The 18,305-nt window shown below is 62.0% G+C and carries 18 protein-coding genes and 1 pseudogene; 14 read left to right on the top strand and 5 right to left on the bottom strand.

From position 1 onward, the window contains the following. Positions 1-111 precede the first annotated feature (111 nt). From cobJ to J2X66_RS18830, 5 genes are all read right to left on the bottom strand, one after another. On the bottom strand, positions 112-1,815 hold the full coding sequence (gene cobJ, locus J2X66_RS18850; RefSeq protein ID WP_310267010.1) for a precorrin-3B C(17)-methyltransferase: 1,704 nt from the start codon (positions 1,813-1,815) through the stop codon (positions 112-114). Continuing rightward, positions 1,815-2,546 carry a precorrin-2 C(20)-methyltransferase gene (locus J2X66_RS18845; RefSeq protein WP_010463910.1) on the bottom strand — a complete coding sequence of 244 codons (732 nt, stop codon included), beginning with the start codon at positions 2,544-2,546 and terminating at the stop codon, positions 1,815-1,817. The genes cobJ and J2X66_RS18845 overlap by 1 nt, the downstream gene beginning before the upstream one ends. Next, entirely contained in the window at positions 2,546-3,172 is a 627-nt protein-coding gene (locus J2X66_RS18840) for a precorrin-8X methylmutase (RefSeq protein ID WP_310267008.1), read from the bottom strand. The genes J2X66_RS18845 and J2X66_RS18840 overlap by 1 nt, the downstream gene beginning before the upstream one ends. Then, positions 3,165-4,472, bottom strand: coding sequence for a precorrin-3B synthase (gene cobG, locus J2X66_RS18835; RefSeq protein WP_310267006.1), 1,308 nt, complete (start codon positions 4,470-4,472; stop codon positions 3,165-3,167). The genes J2X66_RS18840 and cobG overlap by 8 nt, the downstream gene beginning before the upstream one ends. 161 nt (positions 4,473-4,633) lie before the next feature. After that, entirely contained in the window at positions 4,634-5,290 is a 657-nt protein-coding gene (locus tag J2X66_RS18830) for a hypothetical protein (RefSeq protein WP_310267004.1), read from the bottom strand. Positions 5,291-5,544: 254 nt separating this feature from the next. Here J2X66_RS18830 and cbiE point away from each other — a divergent pair, with 254 nt between their 5' ends. From cbiE to J2X66_RS18760, 14 genes and pseudogenes are all read left to right on the top strand, one after another. Next, positions 5,545-6,756, top strand: coding sequence for a precorrin-6y C5,15-methyltransferase (decarboxylating) subunit CbiE (gene cbiE, locus J2X66_RS18825; protein ID WP_310267002.1), 1,212 nt, complete (start codon positions 5,545-5,547; stop codon positions 6,754-6,756). Beyond that, the gene (locus J2X66_RS18820; protein WP_310267000.1) at positions 6,749-7,846 is read left to right on the top strand and encodes a cobalt-precorrin-5B (C(1))-methyltransferase; all 1,098 of its coding nucleotides are present in this window, start codon (positions 6,749-6,751) and stop codon (positions 7,844-7,846) included. Before cbiE ends, J2X66_RS18820 begins: the two co-directional genes overlap by 8 nt. Then, entirely contained in the window at positions 7,843-8,568 is a 726-nt protein-coding gene (locus J2X66_RS18815; RefSeq protein ID WP_310266998.1) for a cobalt-precorrin-6A reductase, read from the top strand. Before J2X66_RS18820 ends, J2X66_RS18815 begins: the two co-directional genes overlap by 4 nt. Before the next feature lie 59 nt (positions 8,569-8,627). Continuing rightward, positions 8,628-8,930, top strand: a pseudogene (locus J2X66_RS18810) (type II toxin-antitoxin system RelE/ParE family toxin); the annotation flags it as partial. A 7-nt stretch (positions 8,931-8,937) separates the two neighbouring features. Further along, entirely contained in the window at positions 8,938-9,261 is a 324-nt protein-coding gene (locus tag J2X66_RS18805; protein ID WP_310266995.1) for a transcriptional regulator, read from the top strand. A 116-nt stretch (positions 9,262-9,377) separates the two neighbouring features. Continuing rightward, positions 9,378-9,776, top strand: a complete 399-nt coding sequence (locus tag J2X66_RS18800; protein WP_310266992.1) for a DUF2946 domain-containing protein — start codon at positions 9,378-9,380, stop codon at positions 9,774-9,776. A 48-nt stretch (positions 9,777-9,824) separates the two neighbouring features. Further along, positions 9,825-10,304, top strand: a complete 480-nt coding sequence (locus J2X66_RS18795; RefSeq protein ID WP_310266990.1) for a copper chaperone PCu(A)C — start codon at positions 9,825-9,827, stop codon at positions 10,302-10,304. A 20-nt stretch (positions 10,305-10,324) separates the two neighbouring features. Next, positions 10,325-10,762: a DUF2946 domain-containing protein gene (locus J2X66_RS18790; protein ID WP_310266988.1), complete on the top strand. Its 438-nt coding sequence runs from the start codon at positions 10,325-10,327 to the stop codon at positions 10,760-10,762. An 83-nt stretch (positions 10,763-10,845) separates the two neighbouring features. Further along, positions 10,846-12,963, top strand: a complete 2,118-nt coding sequence (locus J2X66_RS18785) for a TonB-dependent copper receptor (protein ID WP_310266985.1) — start codon at positions 10,846-10,848, stop codon at positions 12,961-12,963. Between the two features lie 128 nt (positions 12,964-13,091). After that, complete coding sequence (locus J2X66_RS18780; protein WP_310266982.1) at positions 13,092-14,474, top strand: PepSY domain-containing protein; 1,383 nt, start codon at positions 13,092-13,094, stop codon at positions 14,472-14,474. A gap of 168 nt (positions 14,475-14,642) precedes the next feature. Continuing rightward, positions 14,643-15,431: an ABC transporter ATP-binding protein gene (locus J2X66_RS18775; protein WP_310266979.1), complete on the top strand. Its 789-nt coding sequence runs from the start codon at positions 14,643-14,645 to the stop codon at positions 15,429-15,431. Continuing rightward, entirely contained in the window at positions 15,428-16,375 is a 948-nt protein-coding gene (locus J2X66_RS18770; protein WP_310266977.1) for an ABC transporter substrate-binding protein, read from the top strand. The genes J2X66_RS18775 and J2X66_RS18770 overlap by 4 nt, the downstream gene beginning before the upstream one ends. After that, positions 16,372-17,382 (top strand): iron ABC transporter permease, encoded by a 1,011-nt coding sequence (locus J2X66_RS18765; protein ID WP_310266974.1) that lies wholly within the window; start codon positions 16,372-16,374, stop codon positions 17,380-17,382. The genes J2X66_RS18770 and J2X66_RS18765 overlap by 4 nt, the downstream gene beginning before the upstream one ends. A 415-nt stretch (positions 17,383-17,797) precedes the next feature. Continuing rightward, positions 17,798-18,169, top strand: coding sequence for a DUF6124 family protein (locus tag J2X66_RS18760; RefSeq protein ID WP_310266972.1), 372 nt, complete (start codon positions 17,798-17,800; stop codon positions 18,167-18,169). The last annotated feature ends 136 nt before the right edge of the window (positions 18,170-18,305 follow it).

The following is an 18,305-nucleotide window of genomic DNA, read 5'->3' as shown; positions in this document are numbered from 1 at the left end:
TGTGTTCAGTTAATGTACGGCGGGCATCCAAGAATCTTTCGGTCGATGCGCGGTGAAAAATCTTACGCACCGTAAGGCGGGGCTGCGGCCAGCCTATCTGGCCGCCATGACTTACCCGGCTGGCTTGTCGCCATACCAACGAGGCGTATACACCCACTGGCCACCCTCGGCACGCGGGAACACGCAGGTGGTGGAAGAACCGACCAGCACCATGGTGCGCATGTCGACCTGATCGGGGGTCAGATCACCCAGCGTGGTGACACGCAACGTCTGGCCCGGACGACCAATGTCCCGCCCCAACACCACCGGCGTTTGAGCGGAGCGGTGCTGCGCGACAATCTCCAGTGCCCGCCCCAGTTGCCACGGGCGCGACCGCGAAATCGGGTTGTAGAACGCCAGCGCCAGGTCGGCCTGAGACGCCAGGTCCAGCCGCTTCTCGATGATTGCCCAAGGCTTGAGGTTGTCCGACAGGGACATCACGCAGAAGTCGTGCCCCAATGGCGCGCCGGCCTGGGCGGCCGTTGCCAGGGACGCGGAGACGCCTGGAAGAATCTCCAGATCGACGTTGTGCCAACCCGGCTCACTCGACTCGTGCAGCGCTTCGAGCACCGCGGCCGCCATGGCGAATACGCCCGGATCTCCCGACGAAACCACCACCACCGACCGCCCTTGGGCCGCCAGTTCAAAGGCGTGGCGAGCGCGCTGCATTTCTTCGCGATTGTCGGTGCAATGCAGCACTTGATCCTCGCGAAATGGCCCGGCCATGCGCACGTAGGTTTCATAACCCAGCACGTCATTGGCGCGCGCCAGTTCGGCCTTGACCGCCGGCACCATCAGTTCGGCAGCGCCTGGGCCCAGGCCGATCACGGCCAGACGACCGCGTGCACGCCCAACCTGTGCAAGCTCCAGTGGCTCGTTGGCCACCGCGATGGCGATGCCGGTATCCGCCGACACAATGGTAGCGTTCGGCACGGTGTGGCGGGCCAGCTCGCTGACGCCGCCGTTGACCGACGCAAACCGCAGCGGCACGCCCAGTTCAAGCGCCGCTTCGCGCAACGCAGGATTGGCCATGTGCAGATCGCTGGCCAACAGACACGCCAGCGATTGCACGGCAATGTTTGCCTGATGCAACACCCCGCGAATCGCGTTCGGCAGATCCGCCACCCCGGCGCTCACAGCCACCAGCACGCTACGCGGGTAGATCAGCAATTCATTGGCCACCGGCGTGCGCTCGGCACTGCCAACATGAATCGACAACCGCGCCTGCGGGTCTTCCGGCAACTGCGCTTGTGCCAACCAAGGGGCCGCCCCTTCGATGCGCACGCTGTGGCCCGCGAGCAGATCCGAAACAAAACGTTTGCCCAGTTCCAGATCGCCGAGGGCGTAGCCGTTGGGTGGATTGAGCAGGCAGGTGCCGAAGCGCAATTCACCGCTGGTGGTGATCGCCGCCGACACGTCGAGACCGGCAGCAATCTCCCGCGCCATGACGTTCACGCCACCGAGGCCGCCCAGCAGCGGCACCACGGCGCTGCCGTCTTCGGCCACCGCCAGCACTGGCGGTTCGGCGCCCTTCTCAAGCAGCAACGGTGCCAAGGTGCGGATCACGATCCCGGCCGCGCACAAGGCAATGATCGGCGTGTCCTGCTGATAGAACTCGCGCACGGTGGCGCCGAACTCGTGATAAACACGGTCCGCGCCTTCAACCCGTCCGGCCAGTCCATGAATCAGGGCGCCAGGGTAGACCTGCTGGATCTTGCGTGCGGTCGCGACGCTGCCGTTGCCCAGAATGACAATCGCCGGAACTGGACGGGCCATCAGCCTTGCCACCTTTCGCCGGGAACGATGATCAGCGAGAAGTACGGCGAAGACATCGGCTCGACCTGATCCAGCGGGACGATTTTCTGATTGGCCATGGTCGCGCGTTCAACGTACAGCGCACGCTCCGCCAAGCCGAGTTCTTCGAGCACCTGACGGACTTTGGGAAAGTTACGCCCCAACTTCATGATCACCGCCGCATCGGCATCGGCCAGACGACGCTTGAGGTCCTCGTGCGGCAATACGCCAGAGAGCACCGACAGGCTCTGATTGCGATACACCAGCGGCGCGCCCAGCACCGAAGCACCGCCCAGCATCGAGCACACGCCCGGCACCACTTCGGCTTCATAGCGTTCGGCCAGCCGATCGTGCAGGTACATGTAGGAGCCGTAGAAGAACGGATCACCCTCGCAGATCACCGCCACGTCACGGCCCGCGTCCAGATGCGCGGCGAGTTCTTCGCCCGCCGCATCGTAGAAATCGCTGATCACTTGCTCATAAGACAGCGGTGCCGGCAGGGCTTCGGTGGTCACCGGATACACCAGCGGCAGCAGCGTCTGCGCATCCTGCAAATGCGCTTCGATGATGCCGAAGGCGTTGCCCTTTTTGCCCTTGGCGACGAAGTACGCCACCACCGGCGATTCGCGCAGCAGGCGCAGGGCTTTGACGGTAATCAGTTCCGGATCACCGGGGCCAACGCCCAGGCCGATCAAACGTCCAGGTTGCTGCATCATTCGATCTCCGTGGCGAGGGCGTTGACGGCGGCGGCGGCCATGGCGCTACCGCCCAGCCGGCCTTGCATGATCACAAACGGTACGCCGCGACTGTCGGCGGCGAGCGCGGCCTTGGATTCAGCGGCACCGACGAAGCCCACCGGGAAGCCGAGGATCAGGGCCGGTTTCGGCGCACCGGCGTCGAGCATTTCCAGCAGGTAAAACAGCGCGGTCGGCGCATTGCCAATTACCACCACGCTGCCTTCCAGGTGCGGACGCCACAGCTCCAGCGCAGCAGCGGAGCGGGTGTTGCCCAACTCACGGGCCAGCTCCGGAACACTGTTATCGCGCAGGGTGCAGATGACCTGGTTATTCGCGGGCAACCGCGTGCGCGTTACGCCTTCGCTGACCATCCGCGCATCGCACAGAATCGGCGCACCGGCCGCCAGCGCCTCACGCCCGGCCTTGCCCGCGCCTTCGGAAAACTGCAGGCCGTCGATGGCATCGACCATGCCGCAGGCGTGGATCACGCGTACCGCGAGTTTCTCCAGATCGGCGGGGATGCGTGCGAGGTTGGCCTCGGCGCGAATGATCGCGAAGGAGTTGCGATAGATCTCCTGACCGTCGCGGATGTAATCAAGCATCTAGGGGGCTCCGTGAGCGGTCGTCGAGTAAGGCTGCGACCGCTTCAATAGTAAGATTGCGTGCGTGCAGCGCGCCGAAACCGGGCTGTGCTGCTTCGCGAAAATAGAGGTCGTAATGACCGGCGGAAACCGCCAGCAAGGTAATCGGCGCGATGTGCGCCGCCGCGCAGGAACGCGAGCAACCCGACAGGTGGACGTTCAGCGCCAGCCCTTGGCGTTGCAGCAGCGCGGCCAGTTGCCGGGCATCGCCCTTGGTGTCGGCCAGGCCTTTGCCGCAACCGGTCGAGCCGGTGCAGGCGACCAGGCGGGCCAAGGCGTCATCGGCCGAGCAGCGCAGGCCAAGTTGTTCGAGGCTGTGGATAACTTGCGCGGCCTTGTCCAGAGGCACGCCGGGCAGCAACAGGCTTTGCCACGGCGTGAATCGCAAGCTGGTGTCACCGTGTGACCGTGCCAGTTGTGCGACACCGCGCAGCATCGCGGGATCAAGCCGCCCCAGTGGCGGCACTGCGCCGATGTAAACGCGCTCGGCGTCACGCTGTGAATGTGCACCGATGTGCAAGGCATTCGGACCTGCGATGCGCTGCCAATCCTCGATGGCTTTCAGCGGCACGCGCTCGGCCAGTCGAGCAAGAAACGCGTCGAGTGAACATTCAGCGAGCAAATGGCGCATGCGTGTCTGCTCGGGACGAGCCCCTTCAAGAAACAACTCCAGCACCGCAACGACCAGCGCATGGCCCTGATCCAGCGCCACCGAACCGGCAGGCACGTCCGTCGGGCACCCGGCCAGGCCGAAGGCCCAGCGTTGTTCGCCGCCGAGCTCAACCGCTGCCAGCCACAGGTCATGGGGATGTTCGAGCATCGCCAAGGCTTCGCCGCCATCCAGTTGCACGGCAAATTTGGCGCTGAGGTCATGCAAGCGTGCATCGCTTTGCAGCGTGGCGAGAACCTGCCCGGCCAACGGGCGCGTGTCGATCAACCGGTGCTGATCGATCCCGGCGCTCGGGCTGAGCATCAGATTGCGCACATCATCGCCAGCGGCGCTGCTCGGGCCCAGCCCGGCCGCCATCAGGTTGTCGATCAATGCAGTGTGTTCACTGCCGATCCCGCGAATTTGCAGGTTGGCGCGGTTGGTCGCCTCGATCACGCCCCCGGCATAGCGTTCGGCAGCATCCGCCACCGCGTCGGCCTGATCAGCATTGATCGAACCGCCATTCAACTTGATCCGACAGATACCGCCATCCAGCGCCTGGACGATACGCAGCAACCCCGGGCAGGCCGAGGGGCGTAAGGCGGTGGACATCGGGCGTTCGTTCAAGGGGTGACCGACTGGCTGGCAGCGTTATGGTGGGCGAAAGGTCGCCATTATGCCTGCTTTGCCCGAGCGCATGAAAATGCCTGCCGGTCGGAATCCGAGTTTCTGGTCATCCGAAAGCGTAACGAACTCCCCGCCCCCGGGACGGATTACAGAACATAGTCTTCGAAATTGAATTGAATGCCTTCCAGCGCCTTTTCCACGCTGGTTCGACGAGCGTCCATTACCCGCCGTGTGATCACCACCTTTCGAGCCAGGACATCCAGCTGAGTCATCACCTGCGATACATCCCAAAACAAGTATCCGGTATTCATACTCGACTTGATGAACCTGATATTACTGACCACCAACTCCACATCCCCATTGGCGTTGTAGCTGATCGGCATTATCTTGAAGTCGAAGGCCTTTCCACTTGTCCCCTTGACCTTCTTTAACAGTTCGATGTCTTTTTCCAGTGCGGCAAGTCCCAGATCAACCCCTTCAACCTGGTCACGACTTAGAAGAGAAGAAGCCAGCGTCGACCAGACCTGCCGCACACTGCCATCAAACCGCGTTTGAACGTGCTCGATCGGCGGATGTTCACGATTCCAGCCATGCGACCACAGTACATCGGCGTAGTAATCGGTCCAGCGTCCAGGGTGGGTTGCGCTGTTGTAAGTAATGTCCGCTTGCCTCTGCGCCAGATAAATACAATTCAATGCGAAACGATAATCCTCGCGCGACTGTCCTTGAACACCGGTCAGCAAGATATCCCCCACAAGGGTTGCATTATGTTTTATATCATCCGCTCTCACAGCCATATCCATATTCCTTAACGCCATCAAGGCGATTGTCCATTTAGTTTAAAAGTAGTTATTCAAAAACAGCTCAAGCATGCCTTACCGCAAACTTTCAACTCGTTCCAAAGACAAAATTAACAAAACCCTCCAACAATCAAACAAGTTTTCAACCACATAAGTTTTCACAAAGTGCCGTCTCCTCCGACAATGGAACAGCGCCAGATATCAGAAGCCGCGTTATCATGCTGCCCTTGAACATGAACCCTGGATTAAGGAACGGCATGACACCCTGGCTAACGGTGGTAGGTATCGGTGAAGACGGCTTCAAGGGCCTGGGCAAAAATGCCCGTCGTGCCTTGCTGGGCGCTTCGCGGATTATCGGCGGCCAGCGGCAACTGAATTTGTTGCCCGCGTGCATTCGCGGCGAACGCCAGCTCTGGCCCAGTCCGTTTACCCTTGAGCCATTACTGGCGCTGCGTGGCGAGCCGGTGTGTGTGCTGGCCAGTGGTGATCCGATGTTCTTTGGCGTCGGTGCCAGCCTTGCGCGGCAGGTGCAAGCAGAAGAAATGCAGATTCTTCCGGCGCCTTCCTCCTGCGCCCTCGCGGCGGCAAGAATGGGTTGGCCATTGCAGGAGGTGGTGACGCTTTCCGTGGTTGCCCGGCCGCTCGCCGCCCTCAATGCGCAGGTGTTCAGTGGTGTGCGTTTGCTGGTGCTGAGCAACGATGGTCACAGCCCGGCGGCGATTGCCGCTCTGCTGCGCGAGCGCGGTTTTGGTCCGAGCCGCCTCACCGTGCTGGAACATCTGGGCGGTGCAACCGAACGGCGCATCGATGGCGTTGCCAATGACTGGAATGATCCGCTGATCGCCGACCTGAACCTGGTCGCCATCGAGTGCATCGCCGAGCCGAACACGCCGCGCCTGTCCCGACTGGCCGGCCTGCCGGACTCAGCCTTCCAGCATGACGGCCAACTGACCAAGCGCGACGTGCGCGCCATCACCCTCGCGCGCCTCGCGCCGGTGCCGGGTGAACTGCTGTGGGACGTCGGCGCTGGCAGCGGCTCGATTGGCATCGAATGGATGCGTTCGCACCCGACGTGTCGCGCACTGGCCATTGAAGCCGATGAAGGTCGGCAGCTGCTGATCGAACACAACCGCGACGCCCTCGGCGTGCCCGGCCTGCAACTGATTCGCGGCAACGCACCACAGGCCCTGGCCGGGCTCGAACGCCCGGACGCGATTTTCATCGGGGGCGGCGTCACCCGCGAAGGCGTGCTCGACACCTGCTGGGCGCACCTCAAACCCGGCGGCCGACTGATTGCCAATGCCGTCACGTTGCAAAGTGAAATGACCCTGATGGCCTGGCGCGAGCAGCATGGCGGCGAGCTGACCCGCATCCACATTGCCCAGGCGCAGCCGCTGGGCGAGTTCGACACCTGGCGCCAGGCGCTGCCGATTACCTTGCTGGACGTGACGAAGCCCTGCGATGCGTGACGAAACCGCCGAACAACCCGCCCCGTTGCGCAGCGGCCTGACCACCGGCAGCTGCGCCACCGCGACCAGTCTTGCGGCAGCGCGGCTGTTGTTGGGCGGCATGGGTGCTGACGCGGTCGAGATTGTGTTGCCCAAGGGCAAGCACGTGCAGATGCGCCTGGAGTTTTGTCGCCTGACCAATGACGGCGCCGAAGCCGGAACAATCAAAGATGCGGGCGACGACCCTGACGTGACCCACGGCGCCCTGCTGTACACGCACGTGCGCCTGAGCGCTGAGCCGGGCATTCGTTTCAAGGCGGGGCGCGGTGTCGGTACGGTGACGCGCCCCGGATTGGTGCTGGCCGTCGGCGAACCGGCGATCAACCCGGTGCCGCGCAAAATGATCACCGATCACCTGACCTTGCTGGCCGAAGAGCTGGGCTACCGCGGCGGCTTCGAGGTCACCGTCAACGTCGAGGACGGCGAAGCCCTGGCGCTGAAAACCATGAACCCGCGCCTGGGGATTCTCGGCGGCTTGTCGATCCTCGGCACCAGCGGCATCGTCCGGCCGTTCTCCTGCGCGGCGTACATCGCCTCGATCCACCAAGGCATCGACGTCGCCAAAACCAACGGTTACCTGCACATCGCCGCGTGTACCGGCAACGCCAGCGAAGACACCATGCGCCGGGTCTACGACTTGCCGGAAATCGCCCTGATCGAAATGGGCGACTTCGTCGGCGCCGTACTCAAGCATCTGCGCAAAGTGCCTGTGGATAAACTCAGCCTGTGCGGCGGCTTCGGCAAGATCAGCAAACTGGCGGCCGGGCACATGGACTTGCACAGCCGACACTCCAGCATTGACCTGCCGCAACTGGCGGCATGGGCGGCGGCAGTCGGCGCGAATGAAGCGTTGCAACAGGCCATTTGCGAAGCCAATACCAGTCAGCAAGCCCTGGCGATGGCTGCCGCTGCGGGCATCGCCCTCGGTGATGCGGTGTGTCAGCACGCCCTGGAATTTGCCCGCAGCGTGGTGCCGGCGCAGGTTCAGGTCGAAGTGTTTGCCATCGATCGTCAGGGCGGGATTGTCGGCCATGCGGGGGCTTTTCAATGAAGCGCATTTTGCTGCTCGGCGGCGTGACGGAAGCGCTGGCCATCGCTCGCACCCTTGGGCCTGAACACATTTACAGCCTCGCCGGTGTGGGGCGGGTGCCAACGGATCTGACCTGTCAGGTACACGTCGGCGGCTACGGCGGCGCAGAAGGTCTGGCGCAGTTCATTCGCGAAGAAGGCATCGACCTGCTGCTGGACGCGACCCACCCCTATGCCGCACAAATCAGCCACAACGCCGCGACTGCCGCGCAGTTGACCGGCATAGCCTGCTGGGCGCTGCGCCGTCCGGCCTGGCAACCTCTGGCGGGAGATGACTGGCGCGAAGTCGCCGACTGGGCCGAACTGATCGAAGCCCTGCAACCCTTCCACCGCCCCTTGTTCACCCTCGGCCGCGAACCCTTGCAGCACCTGCACGAAATCCCGCCGGAGCAATTCTGGACGTTACGTGCGCTGGACGTTTACCCCGGCAACGACCGCTGCGAAGTCATCGGCGCACGCGGCCCGTTTGTGATCGAGGAAGAACGCGAGCTGTTTGAACGTCGGCAGATTGATGTGCTGATCAGCAAGAACAGCGGCAGCACTGCGACCGAGCCGAAGCTGGAAGTGGCGCGGGAGCGCGGGGTGCCGGTGATTGTGTTGCGCAGGCCTGTGTTGCCACAGGTTGATCGTGAGCTCCTGACGCTTCGAGAAACACTTGATGCATTGGCGGTATTTAACAAATAAGGCAGGATCGCTGGCTTGCATGATAAGTAACCTATTTGTTACCTTCAGGGCCGCCTGGGATCACACTCGAAGAATACTTTCAGGAAAACGAAACAAGCCCCTTTGGGCGCTGGTTTTCCACCTTAGATGTACAGGCTGCGTTTAGGGTATCTACTGCGTTGGTCCGACTGGAGCTAGGCAATACGTCCAACATCAAATGGTTCGAAGGTCTCGGCTACCGAATCTATCTAGTTCAAGAGGGCAAACGTTTGATCATCCTTTTTAGTGGGGGCGATAAATCCACTCAAAAGGCCGACATCAAAGCGGTCAAAACACTGATAGCTGAATTTCGAACCCGTAAAAAAGCTGAACGAACCCGGAGAGAAAGCCATGGCGCTCACCCGCAGCTACAAACACACCATCGCCGAGCGTGCCCAGCGTGACCCCGAGTTCGCCCAGGCGTTGTTGGATGAGGCTGCTACTCTGTTTCTTAATGGCGAACCTGAAATGGCCAGGATCATTTTGCGTGATTTGGTCAATGCCACCGTAGGTTTCGAAGAACTGGCGAAGGAAACAGCTAAACCCAGCAAAAGTCTTCACCGAATGTTGTCCGCCAAGGGAAACCCAAGCATGGACAACTTGGCTGCTATATTCGCCGTAATTCGCACTACGCTTGGAGTAGATTTGGAAGTACACGCGGTACGTACGCACTGAATGGCATAGAAACAAACGGTTCTACTGCGACACCACACCGCACGCCGCTTTTTTACTTATCGGCCCTGATCAGGCTAAATAGCCGCGCTTGATCGCCCACCCAAACGGATTTCCCCATGTCCCGACATCGGCTTGCAATTGCCTGGATCGCCTGCTTCGCAGTGCTGTTCAACATGCTCGCCATGCCGATGAGCAATGCGATGGCGCAGTCTGCCAAATCGCCTGCCGAGCAGTTGTTGTGGGGCAGTTTCTGCACCTCAAGCGGCACCAAAATGGTGGCGATATCCCTGGGTGATCTCGGGCAGAAAGCGCCGCAAGGCGACGATCATTCCAACATGCAGCATTGCTGGTGTTGCTCGGGCGCAGCGCCTGTCGTGGCGCTGCCAGGGCATGAGCCGCAGCTGTACTTCGCGCAGTTCGAGGCCAATCGAAGCCTGCCTGCCGCTACACTCGATATCCCCACACCGCGCCAGCAATGGCCCAGCCTCAACCCCCGCGCCTCTCCTCTGGTGTGATTCCTTCTCGCAATTGACCTGCGTTTTGAATCGCTCTGGAGAACTGCCATGTTGAACAAACTCATCGTTCTGGCCGCGCTGTTGCTGCCTGCCTGCTTTGCCAATGCCCACGAATACAAAGTCGGCGAGCTGGAAATCGCTCACCCGTGGTCGCAGGAGTTGCCGCCGAACGCGCCAACCGTTGCCGCCTATTTCGTGATTCACAACAGCGGCAAAACCGCTGATCGCCTGCTGAGTGTCGACTCGCCGATTTCGGCCGTAGCCGAGCTGCACGAACACGTGATGCAAGGCGATCTGATGAAGATGCAACAGGTGCCGAGCGTCGATGTTCCGGCGGGCGGCAACGTCACCTTTGCGCCGATGGCCTATCACGTGATGCTGGTCAACCTGAAAGACCGCAGCCTGTTGACCGACGGCAAACGCTTCCCGCTGACGATGCACTTCGAGAAGGCCGGTGACGTGACGGTCGAAGTCGCCGTGCAGAAGAAGCCGCCCGAAGACATGCCGATGCACGCTCACGCCGAATAACCGGCTGAGCAGACTTCGCAATGCGCCCGTCCAGCGCCAGGTCATCCGCGTCCCGTCGTCAGTCATTGAGCCTGACGCGCGGCAGCTGGATCAGCCTGTTCGCCATGTTGATGATCTTTATCGGCCCGCTGATTTCTCAGTCGATGCCGATGGATCAACGCGCCTCGCCAATGGCCATCAACATGTCGATGGACATGTCGGCGATGGAACACGCCGACCACGGTGTGCAACCCGCTGCCGAGCACTGCCCGCCCACCCCGTCGCACCACGCGATCTGGGAAAAATGCGGCTATTGCAGCCTGCTGTTCAACTGCCCGGCGCTGACCGGCGGTGTTTCATTCACAACCTTCAACACCCCGCCCCCCCACACGTTCACGACTCCGTCCCCCCGCCTGGGCCACGCCCGGCAAACCGTCTTCCCCGGCGCTCGAACCCGCGCCCCGCCCATCGTCGCGTAAACACCCACCTCTGATCTCACACGGATTCGAAGACAGCTTCAGGCTGTCGGCCGTGTCGTTTATGCCGTTCGATGGAAATTGTCATGTCCAGGTTTTCTGCTGACTCACGCTTGAGCACTGCCCAAGCTTCTTTTGCCCTGAACGACGCCAGTGTTCGTTTCAGGCACGCCACCGCACTCCTTTGTGGCGCGTTGCTGACCCCGATGGCGCTGGCCGATGAACACGCCGGCCACATCGAAGAACTGAGCCCGACGGTGATCACCGCAATCGCCCCCAGCTCGCCGCTGACCATCGTCACCAACCCCAAGGACCCGCGCCAACCGGTGCCGGCCAGCGACGGTGCCGACTATTTGAAAACCATCCCCGGCTTCGCCCTCGTGCGCAACGGCGGCACCAACGGCGACCCGGTGCTGCGCGGCATGTTCGGCTCGCGGATGAACATCCTCACCAACGGCGGCCAATTGCTGGGCGCCTGCCCCGGCCGGATGGACGCGCCAACTTCGTACCTCTCGCCGGAAACCTACGACACACTCACCGTGATCAAAGGTCCGCAAACCGTGCTTTGGGGACCGGGCGCATCCGCCGGGACCATCCTCTTCGACCGCGAACCGGAAAACTTCGGCGAACTCGGTACGCGGGTGAACGCCAGCGTCTTGGGCGGCTCCAACGGCCGTTTCGACAAAGTGGTGGACGCCGCTGCCGGTGGGCCATTGGGCTATGTGCGAGTGATCGGCAACACCGCGCACGCCGACGATTATCGCGATGGCAACAACGACACCGTGCCCTCACGCTACGACAAGTGGAACGGCGACGTCATGCTCGGCTGGACCCCGGACGCCGACACTCTGCTGGAACTGACTGCCGGCAAGGGCGACGGTGAAGCGCGCTACGCCGGGCGCGGCATGGACGGTTCGCAGTTCAAGCGCGAAAGCCTGGGCCTGCGTTTCGAAAAGTCGAACATCGGCGACGTGCTGGACAAGGTCGAAGCGCAGATCTACTACAACTACGCCGACCACGTGATGGACAACTACACCCTGCGCACGCCCTCCGGCACCGGGATGATGTCCGGCCCGATGGCCTCGAACGTCGACCGCCGCACCCTCGGCGCAAGGATCAAAGGCACCTGGCGCTGGGCCGATGTGCAATTGATCAGCGGCCTCGATGTGCAAACCAGCGAACACCGCCAGCGCGGCGGCATGGGCGTCGACACTTACAAAGACCTGCCCTATACCGAAGACGCTGACTTCCACAATTACGGAGTCTTCAGCGAACTGACCTGGTACGCCGCCGACCGCGACCGGCTGATTACCGGCGCGCGCCTGGACCGCGCCTCGGCCAAGGATTACCGGCAAACCATCGGTTCGGGGATGATGACCCGCCCCAACCCGACCGCCGACGACACCCGCGCCGACACCCTGCCAAGTGGCTTCGTCCGCTATGAACATGACCTGGCCGACAGCCCGACCACCCTCTACGCCGGCATCGGCCACACCGAGCGTTTCCCGGATTACTGGGAGCTGTTTTCACCCAAGCTCGGCCCCGCCGGTTCGGTGAATGCCTTCGATTCGATCAAGCCCGAGAAAACCACCCAGATCGACTTCGGCCTGCAATACAAAACCGAAAACCTCGACGCCTGGGCCTCGGGTTACGTCGGCAAAGTCCACGACTACATCCTGTTCAACTACCTCCCGACCCCGATGGGCACCACCTCCCAGGCGCAAAACATCGATGCGCGAATCATGGGCGGCGAACTCGGTGCGGCTTACCGGTTGACCTCCAACTGGAAGGCCGACGCGACCCTGGCCTACGCCTGGGGCAAGAACAGCAGCGACGGCAACGCCCTGCCGCAAATGCCGCCACTGGATGCGCGTTTCGGCCTGACCTACAGCGAAGACAACTGGAGCGCCGGCGCTTTGTGGCGGGTGGTCGCGGCGCAAAACCGCATCGATCAGAACAAGGGCAACGTCGTCGGCAAAGACTTCGACAAGACCCCGGGCTTCGGCGTGTTCTCGCTCAACGGTGCCTACCGGATCGACAAGCACTGGAGGGTCAGCACCGGCGTCGACAACCTGTTCGGCAAGGCCTACGCCGAGCACTTGAACCTGGCCGGCAACGCCGGTTTCGGCTACCCGGCCAATGACCCGCAGGCCATTAAAGAACCGGGGCGAACGCTCTGGACCAAAGTGGACATGAGTTTCTAAAGCATCGCGGGCAAGCCCGCTCCCACATGGACAGTGTGAAACCTGTGGGAGCGAGCTTGCTCGCGATCGGTGGCGCAACAACCGCCAACAAACAACTAAAAGATCCATGCCAAAGCGGAGCACACGTGATGAAACAGCCCAAAGTGAATTTCTACAACCTGGCCTGGCGCTGGCATTTCTATGCCGGTCTGTTCGTGGCGCCTTTTATGGTGATGCTGGCCCTGACCGGCACCCTTTATCTGTTCAAACCGCAACTCGATCCGTTGATGTACGGCAGCCTGATGACCGTCCCGGCCGGCCACCACACGGTGTCCGCCGACGACCTGCTCAAACGCGTGAAAGAGGCCTATCCACAAGCCACGATCAAACAGTACCTGCCGCCGGTCAACACCGAGCGCAGCGCGCAATTCGTCGTGATCAACGGCGGCACCGAACTCAACGTGTTCATTGATCCGTACCACGGCGACATCCTCGGCGAGCAAGACGCCAAGAAAAACCTGCAAGCCATAGCGCGGGCGATTCACGGCGAGCTGATGATCGGCACCGTCGGTGATCGACTGATCGAAATGGCCGCCGGTTGGGGCATCGTGCTGGTGGTGTCCGGGGTGTTCCTGTGGTGGCCGCGTGGCCAGGCGGCCGGCATTTTGTGGCCACGCCTGAGCAGTCGCGGTCGCGTGTTGTGGCGTGACCTGCACGCGGTCACCGGGTTCTGGGGCGCGTCGTTGCTGCTGGTGATGCTGCTCAGCGGCATGACCTGGACCGGGTTCTGGGGCCAGCAATACGCTGGCGTGTGGAACGTGTTCCCGGCCGCCATGTGGGACAACGTGCCCACGTCCGATGTCGAAGCGCGCAGCCTCAACACCGCCACCCGCCAGACCGTGCCTTGGGCAATGGAAAACACGCCGATGCCAATGTCCGGCGGCGACCATGCTGAACACATGGCCCACGGTGGCGCGCAAGCCGGCCCAGCCGCCCCGACCATCAGCCTGCAAGACGTGCAAAACATCGCCGTGCAACGCAAGGTCGGGCCGGGTTACAGCATCACCTTCCCGAAAACCGCCACCGGCGTGTTTACCATTGCCGTGTTCGCCGACGACCCGCGCAACGACGCCACGCTGCATGTCGATCAATACACCGGCGATGTCCTCGCCGACGTGCGTTATGAACAATACGGCCCCGTCGCCCGCGCCACCGAAATCGGCGTGATGCTGCACGAAGGCAAGATGTTCGGTGTGGTCAACCAGATCATCGTGCTGCTGATTTGCCTGATGATCCTGCTCAGCGCCATCAGCGGCGTGGTGATCTGGTGGAAGCGTCGTCCGCAAGGCAAGTTCGGCGTGCCGCCGCTGCGCCACGACCTGCCGAAATGGAAAACCGCGATGGTCATCATGTTCGCCCTGGCGGTGATGTTTCCGTTGGTGGGGGCTTCGCTGGTGGTGGTCTGGGTGCTGGATCGCGTGCTGTTGTCGCGTTTCAGCCGACAAACTGAATCGGCCTCTTCTTCATCATGAAACAGGCGAGATGCGCGGGTTAGAGAGGCCTGTAGACTTCCCGCGCTTATCTCGCGGTGATTTTTAGTGTTACTGTGTAACGCAGGATAGCGTTCTGATCCTAAGGCCCCTTCGCGACCAAGCCCGCGAAGAGGCCATCAGCATGACGGAACATCTAAGAGCAAACGCATGACCTCGCTGAACCTCAAACACCTCGCCTGGACACCCCTGGGCCACGGCCATTGTCATCACCAGTTCCAGCTGCGTGATGCCTCGCTGCATGTGGCCGCCGGCGAGTTCGTCGGGTTGATCGGCCCCAACGGCAGCGGCAAGACCAGCCTGTTGCGCTGTGCCTGGCGCTTCAGCAAACCCGAAAGCGGCGAGGTCCAACTCGATCACCACAACGTCTGGAAGCAATCCTCCCGTTGGTGCGCGCAACGCATTGCCGTGGTCTTGCAGGAATTCCCCGACGCCTTCGGCCTGACCGTTGAAGCAGTGGTCGCCATGGGCCGCACGCCGCACAAAGGCCTGTTCGATGGCGACACACTTGAAGACCGAAACCTCGCAACCCAGGCGCTGGAATCCGTCGGCCTCAGCGGCTTCGAAGACCACGCGTTCGCCACCCTCTCGGGCGGTGAAAAGCAGCGAGTGATTCTCGCCCGCGCCCTGGCGCAGCAACCGCAACTGCTGATCCTCGACGAGCCGACCAACCACCTCGACCCGCGCTATCAGCTGGAACTGCTGCAACTGGTCAAACGCCTGCAGATCGGCACCCTCGCCAGCATCCACGACCTCAACCTCGCCGCCGCTTTCTGTGATCGGTTGTACGTGATCAACCACGGCCGCATCGTCGCCAGCGGCCCCCCCAAAGAAGTCCTGACCGCCCCACTGCTGCGCAACGTTTTCGGCGTCGAAGCCTTGATCGACGACCATCCTCTGCACGGCTACCCACGAATCACCTGGATTACCCAACCATGACGTTGCGTCCCCTGCTGTGCGCCGCCCTTCTGCTGGGCAGTGCCCAGGCCTTGGCCGAGGCCACGCATTACCCGCTGACCGTGCACAGCTGCAACCGCGAAGTGACCTTCAAGCAAGCGCCGAAACACGCGGTCAGCCATGACATCAACATGACCCAGATGATGCTCGCCCTCGGCCTCAAACCGAGCATGGCCGGCTACAGCGGCGTGAGCGGCTGGAAGTCGGTGACGCCCGAGATGCAGAGCATCCTCGACGGCTTGCCGGAGCTCGCCGCGAAGTACCCGTCGGTGGAAACCCTGCTCAACGCCAACGTCGATTTCTTCTTCGCCGGCTGGGATTACGGCATGCGCGTGGGTGGCGACCTGACGCCGCAAACCCTGCAACCGTTGGGCATCAATGTCTATGAGCTGACCGAGTCCTGCGCCTTCGTGATGAAGCGCCCGGCCGCCAGCCTCGAAGACACCTACAACGACCTGCGCAACCTCGGCAAAATCTTCGACGTGCAGGACCGCGCCAACACCTTGATCGCGCAGATGCAGGCGCAAGTCGACGAGGTGCGCCAGGACCTGCCGGCGGACAAGCCGCGCGTGTTCCTTTACGACAGCGGTGAAGACCGCGCCATGACCTCCGGCCGCCTCGGCATGCCGCAAGCGCTGATCGATGCGGCGGGCGGGCGCAACATTCTCGATGACGTCGACGCGAGCTGGACCCGGGTCAACTGGGAGAGCGTGGTCGAACGCAACCCGCAGGTGATCGTCATCGTCGACTACGGCGAAGTGACCGCTGCACAGAAAGAGCAATTCCTGCTCAGCAACAAGGCACTGCAATCGGTGGACGCGATCAAGAACCAGCGCTTTATCGTCATTCCCTACGTGCAGGCCACGCCCGGCATCGACAACGTGTTGGCGGTAGAAACCCTGGCCAAAGGGTTCCACGGCGAATGATCAAGCGTCGTTACGCGTTATTGCTGCTGGCCCTCGGCGCGATGTTGCTGGTGTCGTGCGTGGTGTCGCTGGGTTTCGGCCCGGCGCGGGTGCCGGTGGATGTGGTGTGGCGGATTTTGCTGCACAAGGTGTTGGGGCTCGGTGAGGTGAACTGGACCGCCGGGCAGGAACACATCGTGTGGCTGATCCGCGTGCCGCGCATGTTGCTTGGCGCGCTGGTCGGCGCCGGGCTGGCGTTGATCGGCGCGGTGCTGCAAGCGGTGACGCGCAATCCGTTGGCTGATCCGCACTTGCTTGGGGTCACGTCCGGCGCGACCCTCGGCGCGGTGATTGTGGTGCTGCATGTCGGTGAGATTGTCGGGGTGCTGACCTTACCGATTGCGGCGTTTATCGGTGCGCTGCTGAGCATGTTGATTGTGCTGGTGATCGCCCATCGTCATGGTCGGCTGGACAGTGATCGGCTGCTGCTGTGCGGTGTGTCGGTGTCGTTCGTGATGATGGCGACGGCCAATCTGTTGCTGTTTCTTGGCGATCACCGCGCCAGTTCGGCGGTGATGTTCTGGATGCTCGGCGGGCTCGGGCTGGCGCGCTGGGAATTGCTCGCGGTGCCGGCTGCCAGCGTGTTGCTGGGGTTGGTATTGCTGCTGGGCATGGCCCGGCCTTTGAATGCGTTGATGGCCGGCGAGCAGACGGCGGTGACCCTCGGGCTGAATGCGCGCAGTGTGCGGTTGCGGGTGTTTTTAATTGCGTCGCTGATGACCGGGGTGCTGGTCTCGATCAGCGGGTCCATCGGTTTTGTCGGGCTGATGGTGCCGCACATTGCGCGGCGGCTGGTCGGGGCGGAACATCGGCGATTGCTGCCGGCGTGCGTGTTGCTCGGCAGCCTGTTCCTCGTCTGGGTCGACGTCGCCGCACGCACGCTGATCGCCCCGGAAGACCTGCCCATTGGCGTTGCCACGGCGGCCATCGGTGGGTTGTTTTTCATCGGCCTCATGCGCCGGCGCTGATCCCTCCGGCACATTCAGCATTACTTTGTCTGTTATACCGCTATCGCGAGCAGGCTCACTCCTACAGGGGACTGTGATTCTGGGGATGTTTATTTGTGTTTATGCGGACGCCAAAAGACCGGACGTTTCCCACGACTTTTTCAGGTTGTTCGTCGGACGTGGGCTGTCTAGTCTGGGGCTGTCACTGCACATCAGTGATTGGGTGTGAGAACCCGGCAGCCCCTGTTAATCCAACATCAGTACCACCATAATTGCCGCCGGCTTATCCGCTGCCTGCAATGCTCTATGGCGGCTGTGTGCGGGCGGACTTCGGTCCGGCCGGGTTCGGGGTTACCGGTTTCTCACTCCGCACATAGCTGCCACCCCCTTATCGTGTGAGAACGATAGGTGGTGGCCCCAAATGAGATAACCCCAAATGAGCAAAAAGATTGTTCCAGATCCACCCATCGACACCACCACGCCCGATCCCGAAATATCTCGCGACGAAGACCTGCTCCGAGACCGCGAAGCCATCAAGCGCGCCCTCGACTACTACCTCGATCCCCCGGCCCAATACACCGAAAAACCCCGCCGCCCCAGCACCATGTACATGATCGCGCCAAACAACGACAGCGAAAGCCTGCTGGTCCATGCCTGTGAATCCCTGGCCTCCGCCAGCGTCCTGGCCAGCGATTTCGCCGCCGACCTGATCGGCCCGCAACGCCACAAGGCGATGGCCATCCAGCAGATCATCATGCTCGCGGAACTGGCGGTGAACCGCGCCGTGGATAACGTCGTTCCCACTTAGAAACACCGCAAAAAACAATGTGGGAGTGAGCCTGCTTGCTTCCACAGTTTTTTTGTAGTCCACGAACTCAGCTCCCACATTTGATCGGTGTTGCCTCCAAGGTCTGCGCCCCAATGTGGCGCACCTCGTCGCACCA

The organism is Pseudomonas sp. 3296, assembly GCF_031456615.1.
Classification (GTDB): domain Bacteria; phylum Pseudomonadota; class Gammaproteobacteria; order Pseudomonadales; family Pseudomonadaceae; genus Aquipseudomonas; species Aquipseudomonas mucoides.
Note: the sequence above shows the minus strand (reverse complement) of the source record. Positions and strands in the feature narration are given on the sequence as shown.